Genomic DNA, 16,527 nt, shown 5'->3' with positions numbered 1-16,527 from the left:
GGAGACGTTGGACTTGGTGGAATAGCCGACGGTGGTCTGCAGCGCCTGGTTGGCGATCGACTTGGCGCTGTCGATCAGCTTCTGCAGCGAGGTGATGCCGGTGTTGGCGGCCTGCAGCACCTGCACGCCGTTGGCGATGCCGTCGAGCAGGTTGTTGATGTCGCTGGCGCGGTTGTCGAGCGACTGGGCGGTGAAGAAGTTGGTGGGATTGTCCAGGGCGGAGTTGACGCTCTTGCCGGTCGACAGACGGTTCTGCGTGGTGGCGAGCAGATCAGCGGTGGACTGGAGGGAAAGCAGGTTCTGGCGAACCGAGGACGAGAGAACGATACCGGACATGACTCTGTTACCTTTCTGGTAAACGACGCTACTGTTACGCGTCTGCTTGGATCGAGATTGACCCAGCGACCGGCGGACCGTGGCTCCGAGAATCTAACGAAGCATGAAATGAAACCGGCAGTTTTGCCGAGTCGGCGCGTGATTCGGCCGATCCACAGATCCGCGACGCTGCTCCGCCGGGCAATTTCGACGTTGATATGATTGATCTTTTCCGCGCTCGTGGCGAGGATTCACAAGTCGTTAACTAATCTTGATGGAGTATTGCGCCCTGATCCGCCGCAACACACGCTCGGTTACGAAAGCGTTGATGGAGAACAGGCATGGCCCTCAAGGTCGAGCTCAGACCGCACGAACGCATCATCGTCGGCAACTGCGTGATAACCAACACCGACCAGCGCGCCCGCCTTCTGATCGACGGCGACAACGTGCCGATCCTGCGCGAGCGTGACATCCTCACGCCCGAGACCGCCGACACGCCGGCCAAGCTCGTCTATCTGGCGGTGCAGCTCATGTACATCTCGCCGGATCCGCAGACCCAGCACGGCACCTATTTCAACCTGGTGCGCGACATCGTCACCGCGGTGCCGAGCTCCTGGCCGATCATCGAAGGCATCAACAACAACATCCTGAACGGCGACCTCTACCGGGCGCTGAAGGACGCCCGCAAGCTGATCGCCTATGAAGAGAAGCTGCGCGGCCAGTTCGAGGCCACGCATCCCAAGACGGAAGCGGTCAAGGACGACGTCAGCACCGCCGCCTGATCCGCTCTCGCGCGGTCACGCCGCGCGAACGAGCAGGCCTCACGCACGACCAACTCTTTCGAAATACCAGCCTTTCGAAAGACCAGCCTTTCGAAAGACCAGCCTTTCGAAAGATAACGGCCCCGGATCGCCTCCGGGGCCGTTGTCGTTGCAGGAATGCTTAGATACTAATGCTCTGCGAGCGGTGGCGCCTCGACCTCGACCACTGCGTCGCCGATCCGTCGTGCGCCGAACTCCAGCACGGCCGCGACCAGCGCGTCGATGTCCGACTCCTCGGTGCGATGATTGACGATCGCGGCCCGGATCGCGAACTCGCCGTTCAGCGTCGTGCTCGACGGCGCCGCAACGCCGGATTCCTGGATGTCTGCAACGATCTCGCGATTGACCTCGTCGGCGGCGCGGTAACGAAAACAGACGATGTTGAGATTGACCGGTGCCAGCAACTCCAGCCGCGGCTCGGCGAGAACGCGCGTCTCCAGATATTTCGCCAGCGCACAGCTACGCGCGATCACCGCACCCAGCCAGTCGGTGCCGAACGTCTTCAGCGTGAACCAGGTCTTCAGCGCACGGAAGCCGCGTGACAGTTCGGGCCCAAGATCGCAGGGCCAGACCGCGCCCGCGGCGAGCCCCCTCGCCTCGCGGCGCAGATAGGCCGCCGGCTGCGCAAAGGCTTGCCGATGCTGCTCTCCGTCGCGCACCAGCAGGAAGCCCGCATCGTAAGGCACCTGCCCCCATTTGTGGAAGTCGAGCGCGATGGAATCCGCGAGCTCGATGCCGCCGAGCAGCGGCGCGAGCTCGGGCGACAGGATCGCAAGCGCGCCGAACGCGCCGTCGACGTGAAACCAGATTCCCTCTTCGCGGCACAGCTCCGCGATCGCCTTGAGATCGTCGACCGCCCCGATGTCGACCGTGCCGGCGGACGCGACGACGAGGAACGGCTTGAAACCGACCTCGCGATCGACAGCGATCTGGGCGCGCAACGCGGCAACGTCGATGCGATGGTCGGCATCGACGCCGATCTTGCGCAGCGCATCGGTGCCGAGCCCGGCAATGTCCATCGCCCGCGAGACGCAGCCATGCGCGGCCTGCGACGTATAGGCGGTGAGCAGCGCACCGTCATTGCCGATGCCGTGCTGCCGCGCCAGCGTGCCGAGCGCGCTGGCACGCGCCACCAGCACGGCCATCAGATTGGCCATCGACGTGCCCGTGACGAAGATGCCGCTCGCGCCGTCGGGAAACGCGAACAATTGCCGCATCCAGCCGACGATCTGGCGCTCGACCTCGATCGGCATGTGGTCGCGGCCGCCGAGATTTGCGTTGAGGCCCGCCGCGAGCATTTCCGCGAGCATGCCGACCGCGGTGCCGCCACCATGCACCCAGCCCATGAAACCCGGATGGACGTTACCTGTCGCATACGGCGCGACATGCTCGGCGAATTCGCGATAGACCTCGGCGAGATCGTTTGCCTCGCGCGGCACGTCGGCCTTGAATGCCGCGCGGGCGCCGTCGGGGATCGGCTGCCACACCGGGCGCGCACGAATGTTGGCAATACCGTCGATAGTTTCGTCTAGCATGCGATGGGCGAGCGCGCGAAATTCACTCCAGTCCTGAGGATCGAGCGAGCTGTGCGTGACCGAGCTATAGGTCTTGCGGACGATCTCGTTCATGCTGCACTCCCCTCGCCCGCTGTTGCATGCCGCGACAGCATCGCCGTGAATGCCGCGAATATCTTGCGCATTTGCGGCGGCTTGTACGGAAACACGATCGGCGGATCCATGTTGTGCACGACGGCGGTGTTGTCGGCCTCGAAGACAAGGAGTTCGCGGTTCTGGTTCTCGGCGCAATCGACGATGAAATAGTCGAGGCCGACGCGCCTGCTCATTTCGTCGAGCGCGACCTTGTGGCGCGCAGCGAAAGCATGATCGAAGTCGAGCATGAAGACGGCCTCCTCCGCCCGCTTCTCCTCGCTGAACGCCATGTAGGCGTTGAGATACCAGATGTCCCAGCGGTCGGCGATCGCCATGTGGCAGGCATAGGGCTTGCCGTCGACCATGGCGAGACGATATTTGCGGTAGAGCCCATCGGGACTCACATAGTCGACGAAACGCGCGACGAAGAAGTCCTGCTCTTGCCGCTCGGCAAGATAGGCCGCGAGCGCCGGCGCATTGTCGAGCTTCGCTAGGCCGACGCCGGCATGCGAGCCGCGCGGCCGCGCGATCATCGGGAAGTGCAGTTCGTCCGCGATGTCCTTGCAGGCCTTTCGTCCCTGCGAAAGATCCGACAATTGCGCGCGCGTCGCGTGGATGGTCGCGGGAATGTCGAGACCCGGGACACCGGCCAGCAATCGATAGAGCTTGTCGCGATCGAGATTGCCGATGAGATCGGGACGATTGAGCAGCGGCCGCGGCCAGCGTGGCGCGGCCTTTTCGATCAACGCGAGCGCATCCCGGCATTCCTCGGAATCGGATGCGATCACGATCGCGACGTCGTGCTCGGGCAGATTCTCCGGCAGACCGACGCCCTTGACCACGTAGAGCGTCAACAGCTCGATGTCGGAGTCTTCCAGCAGGAAGTCGATCGGCGTGTTGCCGCCCATGTCGATATCGGCCGCGAGCGCGAGCACGCGCAGACGGGGTTTCGAAACCGCACAGGGCGTGCGAAACAATTGGTGGAAGGAGAGCACCTCAGTCTGGATCACGAGCCCGGCCTCCTTCTCGCCGAGAAGCTGGGCAATCAACGACAGGTCCAGGCCTTCGCCCGCCTCTGCCGTCCCTTCCGCGATCCGCGCCAGGAGCTGTTCGCGCAACGGATGCAGATCGCCGCCCTCGAAGGCGCGGCGCGTCAGCTGCGCAAAGCCGATGCGGTCGGCATGGTTCGGCACGGTCATGCCGATCGGCGCGGAAACCGGATGTTGCATCTCACACCTCGAACGCGGGCTTGTCCAGCGCGGTTGCGGCCATGCCGCGGTCAAGCAGCAGCTCGATCTTCACCAGGACGTGGGCGATGCGATCGAGAACGTGCCGCACATTGCGTTGCGCCTGCGCCGGATCCGGCGACCAAGCCTCGGTTACGAGCCGTGCGCCGACGCAGAGGCGCAACGCGGCCTGCGGCGCATCGTCCTGCCGTTCCAGCCGGACCGGCTGGCCGATCAGGCAGCGCTGCGCGGCGACCTGCCGGTCTGAAGCGCTGCCGCCGATCTCCTCGCTCATGTCGCGCGCCAGCGCCCGATGGACGGCACCGGTCTCGGCGATCGAGACCGGTTTGCCGCCGCGCAGCAGCGTGAACGGAAAGATCGTGGCCTGCGCGAATTCCTCGTCGTCCGCGCCGGTGTTCTCGACCGCAGCCGGCACGGGGCGAAGCGACGGCGACAGCGCGATCATGCTGTCGACGCCGGCGGCAATTTCGAACAGTGCCTTGGCGCGGAAGGCTTCGGGCACGGCGTAGTAGCTGCCGATCTCGGCCAGAGCCGCCTCCCAGCGCAGCCATTGGCCGAAATTCGGCCGGCGCTCGAAGCGCGAGCGCAGCGCCGTCCAGGCCGTCGGCCAGTCGCTGCGGCCGGCATAGTCGAACAAGCCCGGCGCGATCGCACCCATCCGGTCGAGCGAGCGCGAGCGGCCTTTCGGCACCAGCAGCGCGCCGCTGAAGGCGGGCCCGCCGAAGAATTTCGAGCCGGTGATCAGCACCATGTAGCCGCGGTCGAGATAGGAGCGCAGCCGCCGGCGGCCGAGCCGCGCCTGGCAGGCATCGACGACGACCTGAACCTTGCCGGGCCAGCGTCGCGCGATCTCGTCGAGGCAGGCTGTGGTCGGCGCGCGCCAGCCCAGTTTTGAGCAATCCATGATCTGCAACAAAACGCCTCGACCTTGCGCGAGGCTGGTCTCGATCGCGCGCAGCACTACGTCATCGGCATCCTGGCGCATCGCGACGCCGGCCGCCATGTCGATCAGCGGCACCGCGATGCTATCGCCGGCGAGCCCCGTCACCGCGCCGTCCTTGCGCACGGCGATGCCGCTTGCCGTCATCGTGCTGAAATGGTGGCCGCGTGCGGTATGGGTGGTTCCGCTTCCGGTCTGGTCGGCGCCGACCACGATCGTCACCGGCGGTGCGCCGAGCACCGCGCGCGCCACGCACAGGGCGTGAAGCTGCGAATCCGTGCCGGACGGCGAGAACACGACATCGATGCGCGGCGAAAGCTGAAGGTGGCCGCGCAGCTCGTCGCGCATGTCCTCGCAGCGCGCGTCGAAGGCGACCTCGACCTCGTCGAACAGGCATTTGTGCATCAGCTCTTCGCGCGCCAGCGCGGCGCGATCGTAGGCCATCTGCGAGATCGTCGATGCTGTCGAGGAGGCGAAATTCCAGAGCTCCGGCTCCGGCGACGGCGCGCAGCCATAGGCGTTGACACGCTCCTTCGGATCGAGCGCCAGTCGCGGATCTCCGCCGGAGGCGAGCAGCGTGTCCAGCGGCGTGAAGAGATCCCGCAGGCGGTAGCGCGAGCCGCCGTCGGACGCGTGCTCGGTGGCCGACAGACGGGATGCGCCGGCGCTCATCCCGAAAGGCTCACGCCGCATCGGCCGCCGCCGCGGGCGCCGCTGTGAATTGCGAAGTGATGTCGCCGTGGAACACCGACGGCCCGACGTGATCGAGCGAGCTCTGGATGTCGGCCCAGATCTCGCCGCCGATGTCGGTCCAGCGCTTGCAGAAGGCGAAGTCCTCGGAGAGATAGGTGCCGGTCGCAGGATCGATCATGCATTCGAACAATGCAAACCGGTTCTGGCTCGCCGCCAACGTATCGTGCGAATGCTCGCGGAAGAATTGCAGCGCCGCGTAGTCCGGATGCCGACACATCGCCTCCAGCACGTGGCGGCGGATCATCAGGAAGCCGGTGCCGGCGTAGCGCACGCGGGTGAAGCCGTTGACCACCACGATGCGGTCGGGGTCCTCGATCTCGAGCACGTAGTCCAGCGAGGCCGCCGGAACGTCGGGGCGGCCGGCTTCGATCGCCCGCTTCGCCTTGTCCCAGTTGACCCGCTTGATCGGATAGCAGCCGGCAACGACATCCGCGCCGCACTCGATCAGCCGGAACACCTGCTCCGGCGTGAAGCCGATGTCGGCATCGATGAACAGGAAATGCGTCGCCTTCGGATCGTCCAGGAACATCGCGGCCAGGTTGGCCCGCGCGCGCGTGATCAGGGCATCGCCGTCGCGCAGGAGCACCTTGAGCTCGAGATTGGCCATGCCGTGCACGGCGCGCTGGAGCGCGAAGATCGAGCTTGCATAGATGCTCGACACCTGCCCACCGAAGCATGGCGTCGCCACCACTAGTTGCATCTTGTCCGACATCGCCCGCTCCGCCCCGCTCCAATCCTCACCAAGAGGTAAAGAGGCATGGTTAACGGCGCCTTAACGCATCCTTACAGGAACTTGACGAGCGAGAGCTGCGACAGGTTCGAGGTCACCTGGTAGGACGCCTGGAGCGCGTTCTGGAGCGCCAGAATCTCGCTCGCGACCTGATCCGGCGAGGCCGATTCCGCCTGGTCGATGATGGTCTGGAGCTGCGCCTTGGCCTGGGTCTGGCGCGTGCCGGCGTCCTTCATCGTGTTCTGGGCCATCGCAAGGTCGGTCTGGATGTCCTCGATGCGCTGCTGGCCGGGCTGCTTCGTCAGGGCCTGCGTCACCCGCAGGCTCAGCGCGGCGACCTGCCCGCCTGAATACTGCCCGGTCGGCGAGGTCGAGAACGTCCCGAACACCGCGATCGCCTGCAACTGCTGGCGGATCGCGTCCTCGTCGGCCTGCGCGCCATATTGCACCGTGACGGAATCGTCGACGCGCGCCACGGCGGTGGAGCGCGGCGAGCCGGGCCCGTCATTGCCCTGGTACCATTTCACGGTCGTGGCCGAGCCGTTGACCAGCGTTGTCGCCGAGCTCGCGGGCGAGGTGCCGACGCGCAGCGGCGGTTGCGTGGCGGTCACGGGCGTCGAGGCGAAACCGAGCGAGCCCAGCGCTCCCGTATTCGAGCTCGTGATGTTCAGGCTCGCAGCGTCGTCGGTGTTGATCGTGATCGCGCCGCCATGAACCGTCGAGGGCTTCGAAGTCCCCGTGATCTGGTCGATCTTGCCGAGCAGGGTCTGGATGCTGTCGCCGACGTTGAGCTGGTTGGCGGTCGCGCCGGAGTTGACGAAGGTGAGCGTGGTGCCGTTGACGGTGATGGTGTCGCCGGCGACGAAGCCCGGTGAAATCGAGTCCGAAGGGCTCGCGCCGGACAGCGTCGTCGCGCCGGTCACGGGCGCCGCCGTCGCCGCCTGATTGTTGACGGGCGTGCCGATCGCGGAACTTGCGGTGTTGAAGAAATTGTCGCCGGCAACGATCGCGGATGCCGCCACGAGCGAGGTGTTGGCAAGCTTCTTGATCGCGGTGTTCAGCGCGGTGTTGAGGTTCGTCGCCGTGTTGGTCGGGTTGACGGGGGTGCTCGCATCGATGGCGAAACTGCCGAGCGGCGTCGGTGTCGCCGTCGACGCGGTCAGGTCGATCTGCTCGGTCGTCCCGTCCGGCAGCGTGAACTGCACGCTCAGCTTGTCGCCGTTGTTCGGATTGACACCGTTGAGATCGACCGAGAACGACACCGGCGAGCCGCTCGGGCCGGTGACCGTCGCCCCCGTCAGCGTCGAGGAGACCGCGGCGATCTTCAGCCCAAACGGCGATCCGGCGGCGTCCTCCGACACCTGCACCGAGCTCGGCGTCGGCTGCGTCTGCACCAGTCGGCCCATGCCGCCCGCGCCGAGGTCGGCGGCCTGGCGCTCCGCCATGACGGTCTTGAAGCCCGCCTGCGTCGTCGTACCGTTGATGATGTCGCCAGCATCCGCGACCGACTGCGTGTTGAAGGCCGTTCCGGAAAACAGATAGCGGTTGCCCGACTGCGTGTTGAGAACGCCGACCATCGAGCCGAACTGGGCGGCGGCGGTGTTCTGCGCAACGGTCTGCCCGTTGACGTTGAGATCCTGCGCGGTGTTGGCGGAGCCGGTCTGCACCGTGTTGCGGATCGTGGTCAGCGACTGGAGCGCGGTGTTGGCGAGGTTGATGCTGACGTTGACGTTGGTCATCGTGTCGGTATAGGCGGCGATGTTGGACAGCTGCGCGCGTCCGGCGATCGCAAAGCCCTCGTTGGTGCCCATCCCGGAATAGTTCTGCGACAGCTTGCCGGTCGAGAGCTGCGTCGAAAGGTCGGTGAGCTGCTGGTTGATGTTGCGGATCTGCGAGCCGAGAACCGACGAGGAGTAATTGATGCTGCTGATCGACATGTTTCAGAGCCCTGTTACTTGTTACACTTGAGCCTGGAGCAACGTGTTCATCATGCTCTGCACCACCGACATGACGTGGGCGTTGGCGGCATAGGCATTCTGGAGCTGGATCAGGTTCGACATCTCCGAGTCCAGATTGACGCTGGAGGTCGAGTTGAACTTGGCCTGCAGCGTCGAGACCACGACGCTCTGGCCCTGCTGGAGCTGGGTGGCCTGGGTCGCGGCATTGCCCTGAATGCTCAGGAACTGCTGCAGATAGTTCGAAACGCTGCCGGTGAAGGGCTGGCTCGCCGAGCCGAGACCGCTCTGCGGCGAATAGGAGAACACCGCCGAGGTGAGCTGCGAATAGAGATAGTCCGAGCGCGTGGTGTCGCCTGCGGGCGTCACCGGCGAGGTGCTGTAGACCGACAGCCTGGTCGGGTCGGTGACGAGCTGCGTGTTCACGGCGATGCGCCCGGCGAGGCCCGTCATCTGCGAACCCGACGCCGTGATCGCGCCGGTGTAGAGCGCCTGTCCGCCGTCGGTGAACAGCGGCAGTTGCGGATTGCCCGAGGTCAGCGACGTGATCGTCTTGGTGGTCGAGGACGAATTGACCTTGGCAAGGCCGGTGTTGTCGTCGATCACCCGCAGCGTGGTGGCCGTCGCCGGCGACGGAGCTGCAGCGAACGACAGATGCGAGCCGGAGAGCGCGGTGTTGAGCGCCGAGGCGATTGCGCCCATGCCGCCGGAGAAATTCACCCCGATCTGCATCGGGTTGGCGTTGGTCGCGTTCTGAAGCGGCAGCGCCGCCGGATCGGTCACGTTGACCAGCGTGACCTGGCGCTGCGTGTTGGTGGTCGTGTCCGTGTAGGTGATGTTGACGCTGTTGCCCGGCTGCGCACCGGCGAGGTCGAGATCGAACCCGGCCGGCGGACCGGAGACCGTGCTGCCGGCCGTGGTCTTGTCGGACAGCGCGCTCGACATCGTCGCGGCGAGCTGGTCGATCTGGTTCTGCGCCTGCACCAGCGTCTGGTCGCGCAGCTTGAGATCGGCCGCGATCTGGCCCGAAGACACCACGTTGTTGGCGACGACGTCGAGCTGCGAACCGTTCGGCAGCTTGATATTGAGCGCGCCGACGCCGGACTGGGCCGGATTGATGTTGTAGAGCGAGGTTGCCGACAGCGCACCGGCGGACGCAAAGGTGAATTGCGAGGCGAGCCCGGCGCCGACCAGCTGGATGCCGGTGGTGGTGTAGATGTTGGCCTGGTTCGAACCGTCGGTGGTGACGCGAACGTCGACATATTTCGACAGCGTGTTGATGGCCTGGTCGCGCTGGTCCATCAGCGTCGCGGCCGAGGGGTCGTTTGCCGACAGGCCCTGGAGCCTGGTGTTGATGTCGGCAACCTGCTGCATCGCGGCGTTTGCCTGCTGTGCCGAGGTGCCGAGATCCTGCTCGACGTTGGAGCGCAGCGACTGGATGCCCTTGGTGGTGAGGTTGAGCTGCTGTGCCAGCGTCTGCGCCGCGCCCAGGGCAACCGTTTGCGCCGACGACGAGCCCGCGCTGGTCGAGAGCGCCTGCAACGCCGTGGTGAAATTGTTCAGCGCGGTTTCGAGCGTACCGCTGTTGCCGGGCGTGCCGTAGACATTCTGAAGCTGCTTCAGGATGTTGGCCATCTGGTCGGCGTAGCCGCTGCCCCCGGTTTCGGTACGCAGCTGGTTCAGCACGTAGGTATCGAGCTCGCGGCTGACGCCGGTCGTCATCGCCGTCGAGCCGAAGTCGCCGGTGGTGACCTCGATCTGGTTCGGCGTCTGGACGACGTAACCCGGCGTCTGCGAATTGGCGACGTTCGAGGAGACGATCGAGAGCGCGGCCTGGTTGGCACGCAGACCGCTCATCGCACTGGCGAGGGCTGAACTCAAACCCATGTTGACATGCCGCCTTTGGTTACGTCACGCGCGATCAGCGCAACACGTTCAGGAGGTCCTGCACCATCGAATTCGCGGTCGTGATCACCTTGGTGTTGGCCGAATAGGCCTGCTGGGTCACGATCAGCTTGGTGAATTCGTCGGCGATGTCGGTGTTCGAGCCTTCCAGCGACGAGCCGCTGATGGTGCCCGAAGCGCCGTCGATCGCCGGTCCAGACTGTTCGGTCGCGGCATAGGCGCCGCCGTCGAGCGCCTTGAGGTAATTGGTGCCGTTGAAGTGCGACAACGAGACCTGTGCGAGGTCGAGGTTCTGACCGTTGGAGAAGGTGCCGACCACGAGGCCGTTGTTGTTGACTGCGACCGAGCGGAGCTGGCCCGCGGCGTAGCCGTTCTGGGTGATGGTGTTGATCGTCACCGCGCCGCTGGTGCTGGCATATTGCGTCAGCCCGCCCGAGGAGATGTTGAAGGCGACCGAGCCGAGCGACTGGCCGCTGACGCTGACGTTGTTGATGGTGATGCCCGAGCCGCTCGGCGAGGTCAGCGAGCCATCGGCGGCAAAGGTGAAGGCCTGGCCGGTATTGACCCAGCCGACCGTCGTGCCGGTCGCGTTCGGGTCGGTCTGGTAGAACAGGTTCCAGGTATCGGAATGCCCCGCCCCCAGCGACGCGCTGTCGGTCTTGGCCCAGCGCAGCTGCAGGTTCACCGGCGTGCCGGCGGCATTGTAGGCGGTCACCGCGCCTCCGCTGATCGATTCCTTGGTGAAGGTCGAGATGTCGTTGCCGACCACACCGCCGGTACCGGCGGTGCCGCCGCCGTCGCGGTTCTTGGTGATGGTGGAGGTGAAGCCGAGCGCGGCGAAGGCCGCACTGTTGGAGCTGGACACCGACAGGTTGGAGACGGTGCCGGTGTTCAGCGTGATCACGCCGCCGCTGCTGACCGACGATCCCGACGCGCCGGAGAGCGCGTCGATCTTGCCGAGCAGGGTCGTGATGTTGTCGGTGATGTTGATCTGGTTCGCGCCCGAGGCGCCCGAGGCCATGAAGGTCAGCGTCTGGCCGTCGACCGTGATGGTGTCGCCGGCTGCAAAGCCCGACGAAAGCACCTCGGCGCCGCCGGCGCTTGCACTGCCGCTCAGCACCGTAGAGCCGGTGATCGCGGGCGAGGACAGCACGTTGCCGCCGCGCGTCACGCTGCTGATGCCGAGGGCCGTGGCTGCCGTGCCGCTGTTGACCGCCACATCGACGCCGGTACCCGTCGAGATCTGGATGTTGCCGCTGGCGGAGAGCGAGGCCGTGACGCCGGCGCCGCCGGCGGTCTGGATCGCATTCAGGATGCTGGCCACCGTGGCCGTCGTGCCCGCGCCGAGACCGATCGTGGTGTTGCTGCCAACCGTCGTGACGGTGGTGCTGTTGTCGAACGTGACCGTGTTGCCGTTGATCGTCAGGGTCTGGCCGCTCAGCGCGGTGAGAATGCTGGAGGCGAGATGCGTACCCACGGTGTTGTCGAGGGACGTGGTGGTCGAAGCCACCGCGGACGAATTGTTCTGAAGCGCAACCGTGCCCGTCCCCGTCGTCGACGAATAGGCCGTGCGGATGTTGCCGGTGGCGGCTGCGCCGGACACCGTCGCGTTGGTGTAGGGCGCGGGCGGTGTGCCCACCGGCAGCGGGTTGGCCGAGAAGTCGGACGGATTGAGGCCGCCTTCTGCCAGCAGCGTGCCGGTCGACGCGGTCGTGCTCGCCGCCGTGTTCGGCTGGGTCGGCAGGTTCGCCGCGTACTGGATCGAGGTGGTCGCCTGCGCCGGGATGAAGTTATTCTGGAATTTCAGGACCGTTGCCACGTTACCTTGCGGGTTGCCGGTCTTCGGGTCGACCGTGACGCCCATCAGATAGTAGCCGGCGCCGTTGACCAGATTGCCGTTGGCATTGAGCTGGAAGTCGCCGCGCCGCGTGTAGTAGGTGACGCCGCTGAACACCGGCACGTTGTCCACGATGCCGGTCGCCTTCTGGATCGAGAAGAAGCCGTCACCGGTGATCGCCATGTTGGTGGCGACGGTGGAGCCCGAGATCGTGCCCTGCGTGGTGATGGTGGCCTTCGCGTTGGCGGTCACGCCGCCGGCGACCTGCTTGCTCGGCACCGAGGAGTCGGGAATGAGATCGACGAAGCTGGTCCCGATGCCCTTGTAACCGGTGGTGGACGAGTTCGCGATGTTGCCGGAAATGTTCTGAAGCGCGTAGGACTGCGCCTGCAGGCCACCCACCGAGGTGTTCATTGCATCGAAGATACCCATAACTTTGTCTCCAGATCCGATCTCGGCGGCCGGTCGACCATGGCCGCAGTCGGGAGAGACTGTCGCAAGGGCTATGCCAATGCGGGTATCCTCAGAAAATCAATGACTTGAATAGGAAGGCCCCGGTCCGATGACCGGGGCACAATTGCCGGGCCGGCAACAATTGCCGGGATCAAACCTCAGCCGGGCCTCACGTCGCCGACGCCGCCGCCGGGTGGAAGACCAGCCCGAAACCGTCGATGCAGTAGCGCAATCCGGTCGGCTTCGGACCGTCGTCGAAGACGTGGCCGAGATGGCCGCCGCAGCGCCGGCAATGCACCTCGGTGCGGAGCATGCCAAAGGTGCGGTCCTCGGTCTTGCCGACATTGCCCTCGATCGGCTGGTAGAAGCTCGGCCAGCCGGTGCCGCTCTCGAATTTGGTATCGGACGCAAACAGCGGCAGGTCGCAGCCGGCGCAGGCAAAGATGCCCTTGCGGTGTTCCTTGAGCAGCGGGCTGGAGCCCGGCCGCTCGGTGCCTTCCTTGCGCAGGATTTCATATTGCTGCGGCGTGAGCTGGGCACGCCACTCGGCGTCGGTCTTCTCGATCTCGAATTTCTGGGCGGCCTTCTCGCCAGCCTCGGCAGGCGTCCCTCTCAGCCAGCGGAAGGCCGAAAGGCCGAACAGGCCGGCGACAGTCGTTAGCAGGATGCGGCGGTCAAACATCTCATTCTCCGTGCGCGAGGAGTCCACGCCCTGAGATACGGGCTCTAACGGCCGACGTTACACTTCCGGGCGGAGTTTTTCTCACCTTATCGCGAGACGCCGTCATCCTGGGACACGGGTTCCACGGCTTCGGCCGCAGGTTTCGGCGGCTGGGCCAGCCGCGGCCGAACCCCGGGCGGCGGACGGCGCGGACCGGTCCCGGCGGCCCGGTTGGCTTCGGCCAGCCGCGCCTCGCGTTCCCTGTCCTTGACCCGCCCGCGTTCACGATAGCGGGCAAGCGAGCCTGCGGCGGCGGAACTCGCCCTGCCCCAGACCCCGACCAATTGGCCCGCCACACGTCCCGTGGCGCCGCCTGCCCAGACCAGCTCGAACGGCGAGAACAGCCGCCATCGCTCGTCGCCCCACAGGATGCTGCGCGCGATCATCTGCCCGGCCATGGCCGAGGTGTTCATGCCCTGGCGGCCGAAGCCGCTCGCGACCCACAGGCCTTTGCGCAACTGGCCGATCTGCGGCATGCCGTGCACGGTCTGGCCGGTGACGCCGCCGAACGTTTCGGTGATCTCGACATTGCCCAGCTCGGGGAAGATGGACCGGACCCGTCGCCTGATCGCGCCCGCAAAGCGTTGCGGTCGGGCCGCCCAGGTGGTCTCGGGGCTCTCCCACATCAGCCTGTCGCCATCGACGACGCGGAAATGGTCCACGCCATCGGAATCCATCACCGATCCCTTGAAGGCGATGATCTCGTGCACGCGCTCGCCGAGCGGCGCGGTGATGCCGGCATAGCGCCAGACCGGCAGCAGCGTTTCCGACAAGCGCCTCAAAGGCGCGCCGAGATGGATGTTGCCGGCGAGCACGATGTGGGTCGCGCGCAGTCGCGCCGAGGGCGTGACGATGCGCTTGCGGATGCCGGAATGATCGATGCTGACGACCGGCGTGTCCTCGAAGATGCGGGCGCCTGCGCGCCGCGCCAGCGCCGCGAGGCCGTGTACATATTTGCGGCCGTCGACCTGGAACGCCTTGGGATAATGCACGCCGTGGAAGTAATGATCGGTCTTGAGCACCGCGCGGACGCGATCGACATGCCAGCCCTCGACCTCGGTGTCGAAATCCTCGTTCAACATCTGCAAGCGGCTGATCAGCCGGTCGCCGGCATCGACGTTGGAGACCTCCAGCACGCCGCTGCTCGGGGCGATTCCCGGCATGTTCTCCTCCGTGGCGTTGGCCCGGACGAACTCGGCGCCCTCCTTCGACAACGTCCACAATTCGCGCGCGTCCTCGAAGCCGATACGCTCGACCAGATCGGTGAGTGGCAGCGCGAAGCCCGGCATCACGGTGCCGAACTGGTTGCCGGAGGCGTTCCAGCCCACATGGCGGCCCTCGAGCACCGCGACGCTGGCCCCTGACCGGGCCGCCTCCAGCGCGATAGAGAGCCCGGCAAGCCCTGCTCCGATCACGCAGATGTCGGCATCGAGATCGAACGACAGCCGCGCGCGGTCGCGAAAGCCGGCTTCTTCCTGGGACACGCTTGTGAAAGTCTCGCTCATGTCGTTTTCTTAGAGCATGATCCGGAAAAATGTGCAGCGGTTTTCCAAATAGATGATGCTCAAACAATATTGGACCGATCGGGCGCTTGTCACCTTGTCCGCAACCCGCGTCCCTAGTTTATTCTGGACGTGTAACGATTCGAGAATGCCATGCGCCGTTTGATGCTGCTGCGTCACGCCAAGACCGAGACGGACGCGCCGAGCGGCCGTGACCAGGACCGCCGCCTGGATGAACGCGGCCACAAGGATGCCGCGCAGATCGGCGACTGGATTGCCGCCCATCCCCCCTTTCCCGAAGCCGTGCTGGTATCGCATGCCGTCCGGGCCCGGCAGACCTGGGACATTGCCTGGGAGACGATGAAGGACCGCGTTGCCGCGCCGCAGGTCGAGGTCCTGCCGGAACTCTACGGCGCCGATCCCGCGCAGATCCTCGAATCCATTCGCACTGCAACCGCTCCGGCCGACCCGAAGCAATTGCTGCTGGTTGCCCACAATCCCGGCATGCACGAGGCCGCGCTGATGCTGACGGGTGGTGGCGATCCGGCCAGCGCCAAGGCGCTCGCCGACAATCTGCCCACGGCGGGGCTTGCGATCTTCGACTTTGACGTCAAGGATTGGGGTGACGTGGCCTACCGCCGCGGCAAACTGGTGCAGTTCGTCAGCCCAAAGCTGCTTCGATAGTTCAAGCCTGCTTCGATAGTCCAAGGTTGCTTCGATAGGCCAAGGCTGCTTCGATAGTCGAAGGCTGCTTCGATCGGGTTGAAACGCGCGGGCGCCGTCTCGACCGGTCGATCCAGCCCGATCAAGAGGTGCTGAAGATTTGGAGGCGCAGATGTTCAAGTCCATCCTCGTGCCCATCGACCTCGCCGACACCGACCTGGCCAAGCCGGCGATTGCGACCGCGGCAACGCTGTCGCAGACCTGGAGCGGCTCCGTCCGCCTGCTCAACGTGCTGCCGATGACGCCGGTCATGCTGGCCGAATACGTTCCGGCCGATTTCGACGAACAGCAGCGCCAGACCTCGGAAGAAGCGCTTGCCATCGTCGCGCGCGAATCCGGCATCGAGGCTTCTCGCATCTCCAGCGTCGTGCGCCAGGGCGGCATCTACCACGAGATCCTGGAGGAAGCCGTGCACATGAAGGCCGACCTGATCGTGATGACCTCGCACCGGCCGGCGATGCGCACCTATTTCCTCGGCTCCAATGCCGGGCATGTCGTGCGCTACGCGAAATGCTCGGTGCTGGTGGTGAGGCACTGACTCGGAGCGACTCCGCTCTCGTGCCCCGGTGCGAGCGTAGGCGAAATCAGACCTACAAGATATCGTGTTGCCCGTCAGGCAACACACGCGAGCGGCAGGTCAACGCGCGTCGACAAAAATATTCCACTTTACCGAAATTCGGAAACGGCGTATCTGTCGTCTCACTCCGGCCCAAGGAAGAGGGGCGTATCGCGATCGTCACGAACGCGGGCCGGACGGCGGTGGACGTGGGCCACACCGGCGCGAACGGCTTCGCAGGGCGGGCAACCGTGAGTGAAGGCCTCGCGCACACGACCGGTGTGATCCGCGTACGGCAAAATCGTGTGGTCCTGGCGCCCGGGGTCTGTGCGCCAAGTCTTGCGGTGATGTGGCGGCCCAACCGGGCGCGTGCATCAGCCATCCGCAAGGCGACGGGGGCAATAGTGCATCGCTCCCCGG

12 protein-coding genes and 1 pseudogene are annotated in these 16,527 nt (G+C 65.5%); 3 read left to right on the top strand and 10 right to left on the bottom strand.

The features are described 5' to 3' along the window. Nucleotides 1-336: pseudogene (locus NR187_RS29005) on the bottom strand (flagellin); the annotation flags it as partial. Between the two features lie 320 nt (nt 337-656). Here NR187_RS29005 and flbT point away from each other — a divergent pair. Further along, complete coding sequence (gene flbT / locus NR187_RS29000; protein WP_211385352.1) at nt 657-1,097, top strand: flagellar biosynthesis repressor FlbT; 441 nt, start codon at nt 657-659, stop codon at nt 1,095-1,097. Between the two features lie 167 nt (nt 1,098-1,264). Here flbT and NR187_RS28995 read toward each other — a convergent pair whose 3' ends face one another. From NR187_RS28995 to NR187_RS28955, 9 genes are all read right to left on the bottom strand, one after another. Continuing rightward, complete coding sequence (locus NR187_RS28995; protein ID WP_256808530.1) at nt 1,265-2,764, bottom strand: aspartate aminotransferase family protein; 1,500 nt, start codon at nt 2,762-2,764, stop codon at nt 1,265-1,267. Further along, nucleotides 2,761-4,014, bottom strand: coding sequence for a RimK family alpha-L-glutamate ligase (locus NR187_RS28990; protein WP_211385354.1), 1,254 nt, complete (start codon nt 4,012-4,014; stop codon nt 2,761-2,763). Before NR187_RS28990 ends, NR187_RS28995 begins: the two co-directional genes overlap by 4 nt. Nucleotide 4,015: 1 nt before the next feature. After that, nucleotides 4,016-5,665 carry a hypothetical protein gene (locus NR187_RS28985; protein ID WP_256808520.1) on the bottom strand — a complete coding sequence of 550 codons (1,650 nt, stop codon included), beginning with the start codon at nt 5,663-5,665 and terminating at the stop codon, nt 4,016-4,018. Next, the gene (locus NR187_RS28980; RefSeq protein ID WP_211385356.1) at nt 5,655-6,437 is read right to left on the bottom strand and encodes a hypothetical protein; all 783 of its coding nucleotides are present in this window, start codon (nt 6,435-6,437) and stop codon (nt 5,655-5,657) included. The genes NR187_RS28985 and NR187_RS28980 overlap by 11 nt, the downstream gene beginning before the upstream one ends. 71 nt (nt 6,438-6,508) lie before the next feature. Further along, entirely contained in the window at nt 6,509-8,392 is a 1,884-nt protein-coding gene (locus tag NR187_RS28975; protein WP_211385357.1) for a flagellar protein, read from the bottom strand. A 21-nt stretch (nt 8,393-8,413) separates the two neighbouring features. Continuing rightward, complete coding sequence (gene flgK, locus NR187_RS28970) at nt 8,414-10,297, bottom strand: flagellar hook-associated protein FlgK (protein WP_211385358.1); 1,884 nt, start codon at nt 10,295-10,297, stop codon at nt 8,414-8,416. A gap of 34 nt (nt 10,298-10,331) precedes the next feature. Continuing rightward, the gene (locus tag NR187_RS28965; protein WP_211385359.1) at nt 10,332-12,584 is read right to left on the bottom strand and encodes a flagellar hook-basal body complex protein; all 2,253 of its coding nucleotides are present in this window, start codon (nt 12,582-12,584) and stop codon (nt 10,332-10,334) included. Nucleotides 12,585-12,774: 190 nt separating this feature from the next. Continuing rightward, nucleotides 12,775-13,287 (bottom strand): peptide-methionine (R)-S-oxide reductase MsrB, encoded by a 513-nt coding sequence (gene msrB, locus NR187_RS28960; protein ID WP_211385360.1) that lies wholly within the window; start codon nt 13,285-13,287, stop codon nt 12,775-12,777. Nucleotides 13,288-13,373: 86 nt separating this feature from the next. Further along, a complete protein-coding gene (locus NR187_RS28955) occupies nt 13,374-14,831 on the bottom strand; it encodes an FAD-binding oxidoreductase (RefSeq protein ID WP_256808519.1) in 1,458 nt (485 codons plus the stop codon). 150 nt (nt 14,832-14,981) lie between these two features. Between NR187_RS28955 and NR187_RS28950 the strand changes: the two genes are divergently transcribed. Both NR187_RS28950 and NR187_RS28945 read left to right on the top strand, forming a co-directional pair. Beyond that, the gene (locus NR187_RS28950) at nt 14,982-15,512 is read left to right on the top strand and encodes a histidine phosphatase family protein (RefSeq protein ID WP_211385362.1); all 531 of its coding nucleotides are present in this window, start codon (nt 14,982-14,984) and stop codon (nt 15,510-15,512) included. Nucleotides 15,513-15,663: 151 nt separating this feature from the next. Beyond that, nucleotides 15,664-16,089 carry a universal stress protein gene (locus NR187_RS28945; protein ID WP_211385363.1) on the top strand — a complete coding sequence of 142 codons (426 nt, stop codon included), beginning with the start codon at nt 15,664-15,666 and terminating at the stop codon, nt 16,087-16,089. The last annotated feature ends 438 nt before the right edge of the window (nt 16,090-16,527 follow it).

Source organism: Bradyrhizobium sp. Bra64, assembly GCF_024519875.1.
GTDB classification, from domain to species: Bacteria; Pseudomonadota; Alphaproteobacteria; order Rhizobiales; family Xanthobacteraceae; genus Bradyrhizobium; species Bradyrhizobium japonicum_G.
This window is presented reverse-complemented; position numbering and strand designations above follow the sequence as displayed.

What these genes read in the sequence shown, in the direction of transcription:
- flbT (WP_211385352.1), top strand. Translation starts at nt 657, where the DNA reads ATGGCCCTCAAGGTCGAGCTCAGACCGCACGAACGCATCATCGTCGGC.
- NR187_RS28995 (WP_256808530.1), bottom strand. Translation starts at nt 2,764, where the DNA reads ATGAACGAGATCGTCCGCAAGACCTATAGCTCGGTCACGCACAGCTCG.
- NR187_RS28990 (WP_211385354.1), bottom strand. Translation starts at nt 4,014, where the DNA reads ATGCAACATCCGGTTTCCGCGCCGATCGGCATGACCGTGCCGAACCAT.
- NR187_RS28985 (WP_256808520.1), bottom strand. Translation starts at nt 5,665, where the DNA reads ATGCGGCGTGAGCCTTTCGGGATGAGCGCCGGCGCATCCCGTCTGTCG.
- NR187_RS28980 (WP_211385356.1), bottom strand. Translation starts at nt 6,437, where the DNA reads ATGTCGGACAAGATGCAACTAGTGGTGGCGACGCCATGCTTCGGTGGG.
- NR187_RS28975 (WP_211385357.1), bottom strand. Translation starts at nt 8,392, where the DNA reads ATGTCGATCAGCAGCATCAATTACTCCTCGTCGGTTCTCGGCTCGCAG.
- flgK (WP_211385358.1), bottom strand. Translation starts at nt 10,297, where the DNA reads ATGGGTTTGAGTTCAGCCCTCGCCAGTGCGATGAGCGGTCTGCGTGCC.
- NR187_RS28965 (WP_211385359.1), bottom strand. Translation starts at nt 12,584, where the DNA reads ATGGGTATCTTCGATGCAATGAACACCTCGGTGGGTGGCCTGCAGGCG.
- msrB (WP_211385360.1), bottom strand. Translation starts at nt 13,287, where the DNA reads ATGTTTGACCGCCGCATCCTGCTAACGACTGTCGCCGGCCTGTTCGGC.
- NR187_RS28955 (WP_256808519.1), bottom strand. Translation starts at nt 14,831, where the DNA reads ATGAGCGAGACTTTCACAAGCGTGTCCCAGGAAGAAGCCGGCTTTCGC.
- NR187_RS28950 (WP_211385362.1), top strand. Translation starts at nt 14,982, where the DNA reads ATGCGCCGTTTGATGCTGCTGCGTCACGCCAAGACCGAGACGGACGCG.
- NR187_RS28945 (WP_211385363.1), top strand. Translation starts at nt 15,664, where the DNA reads ATGTTCAAGTCCATCCTCGTGCCCATCGACCTCGCCGACACCGACCTG.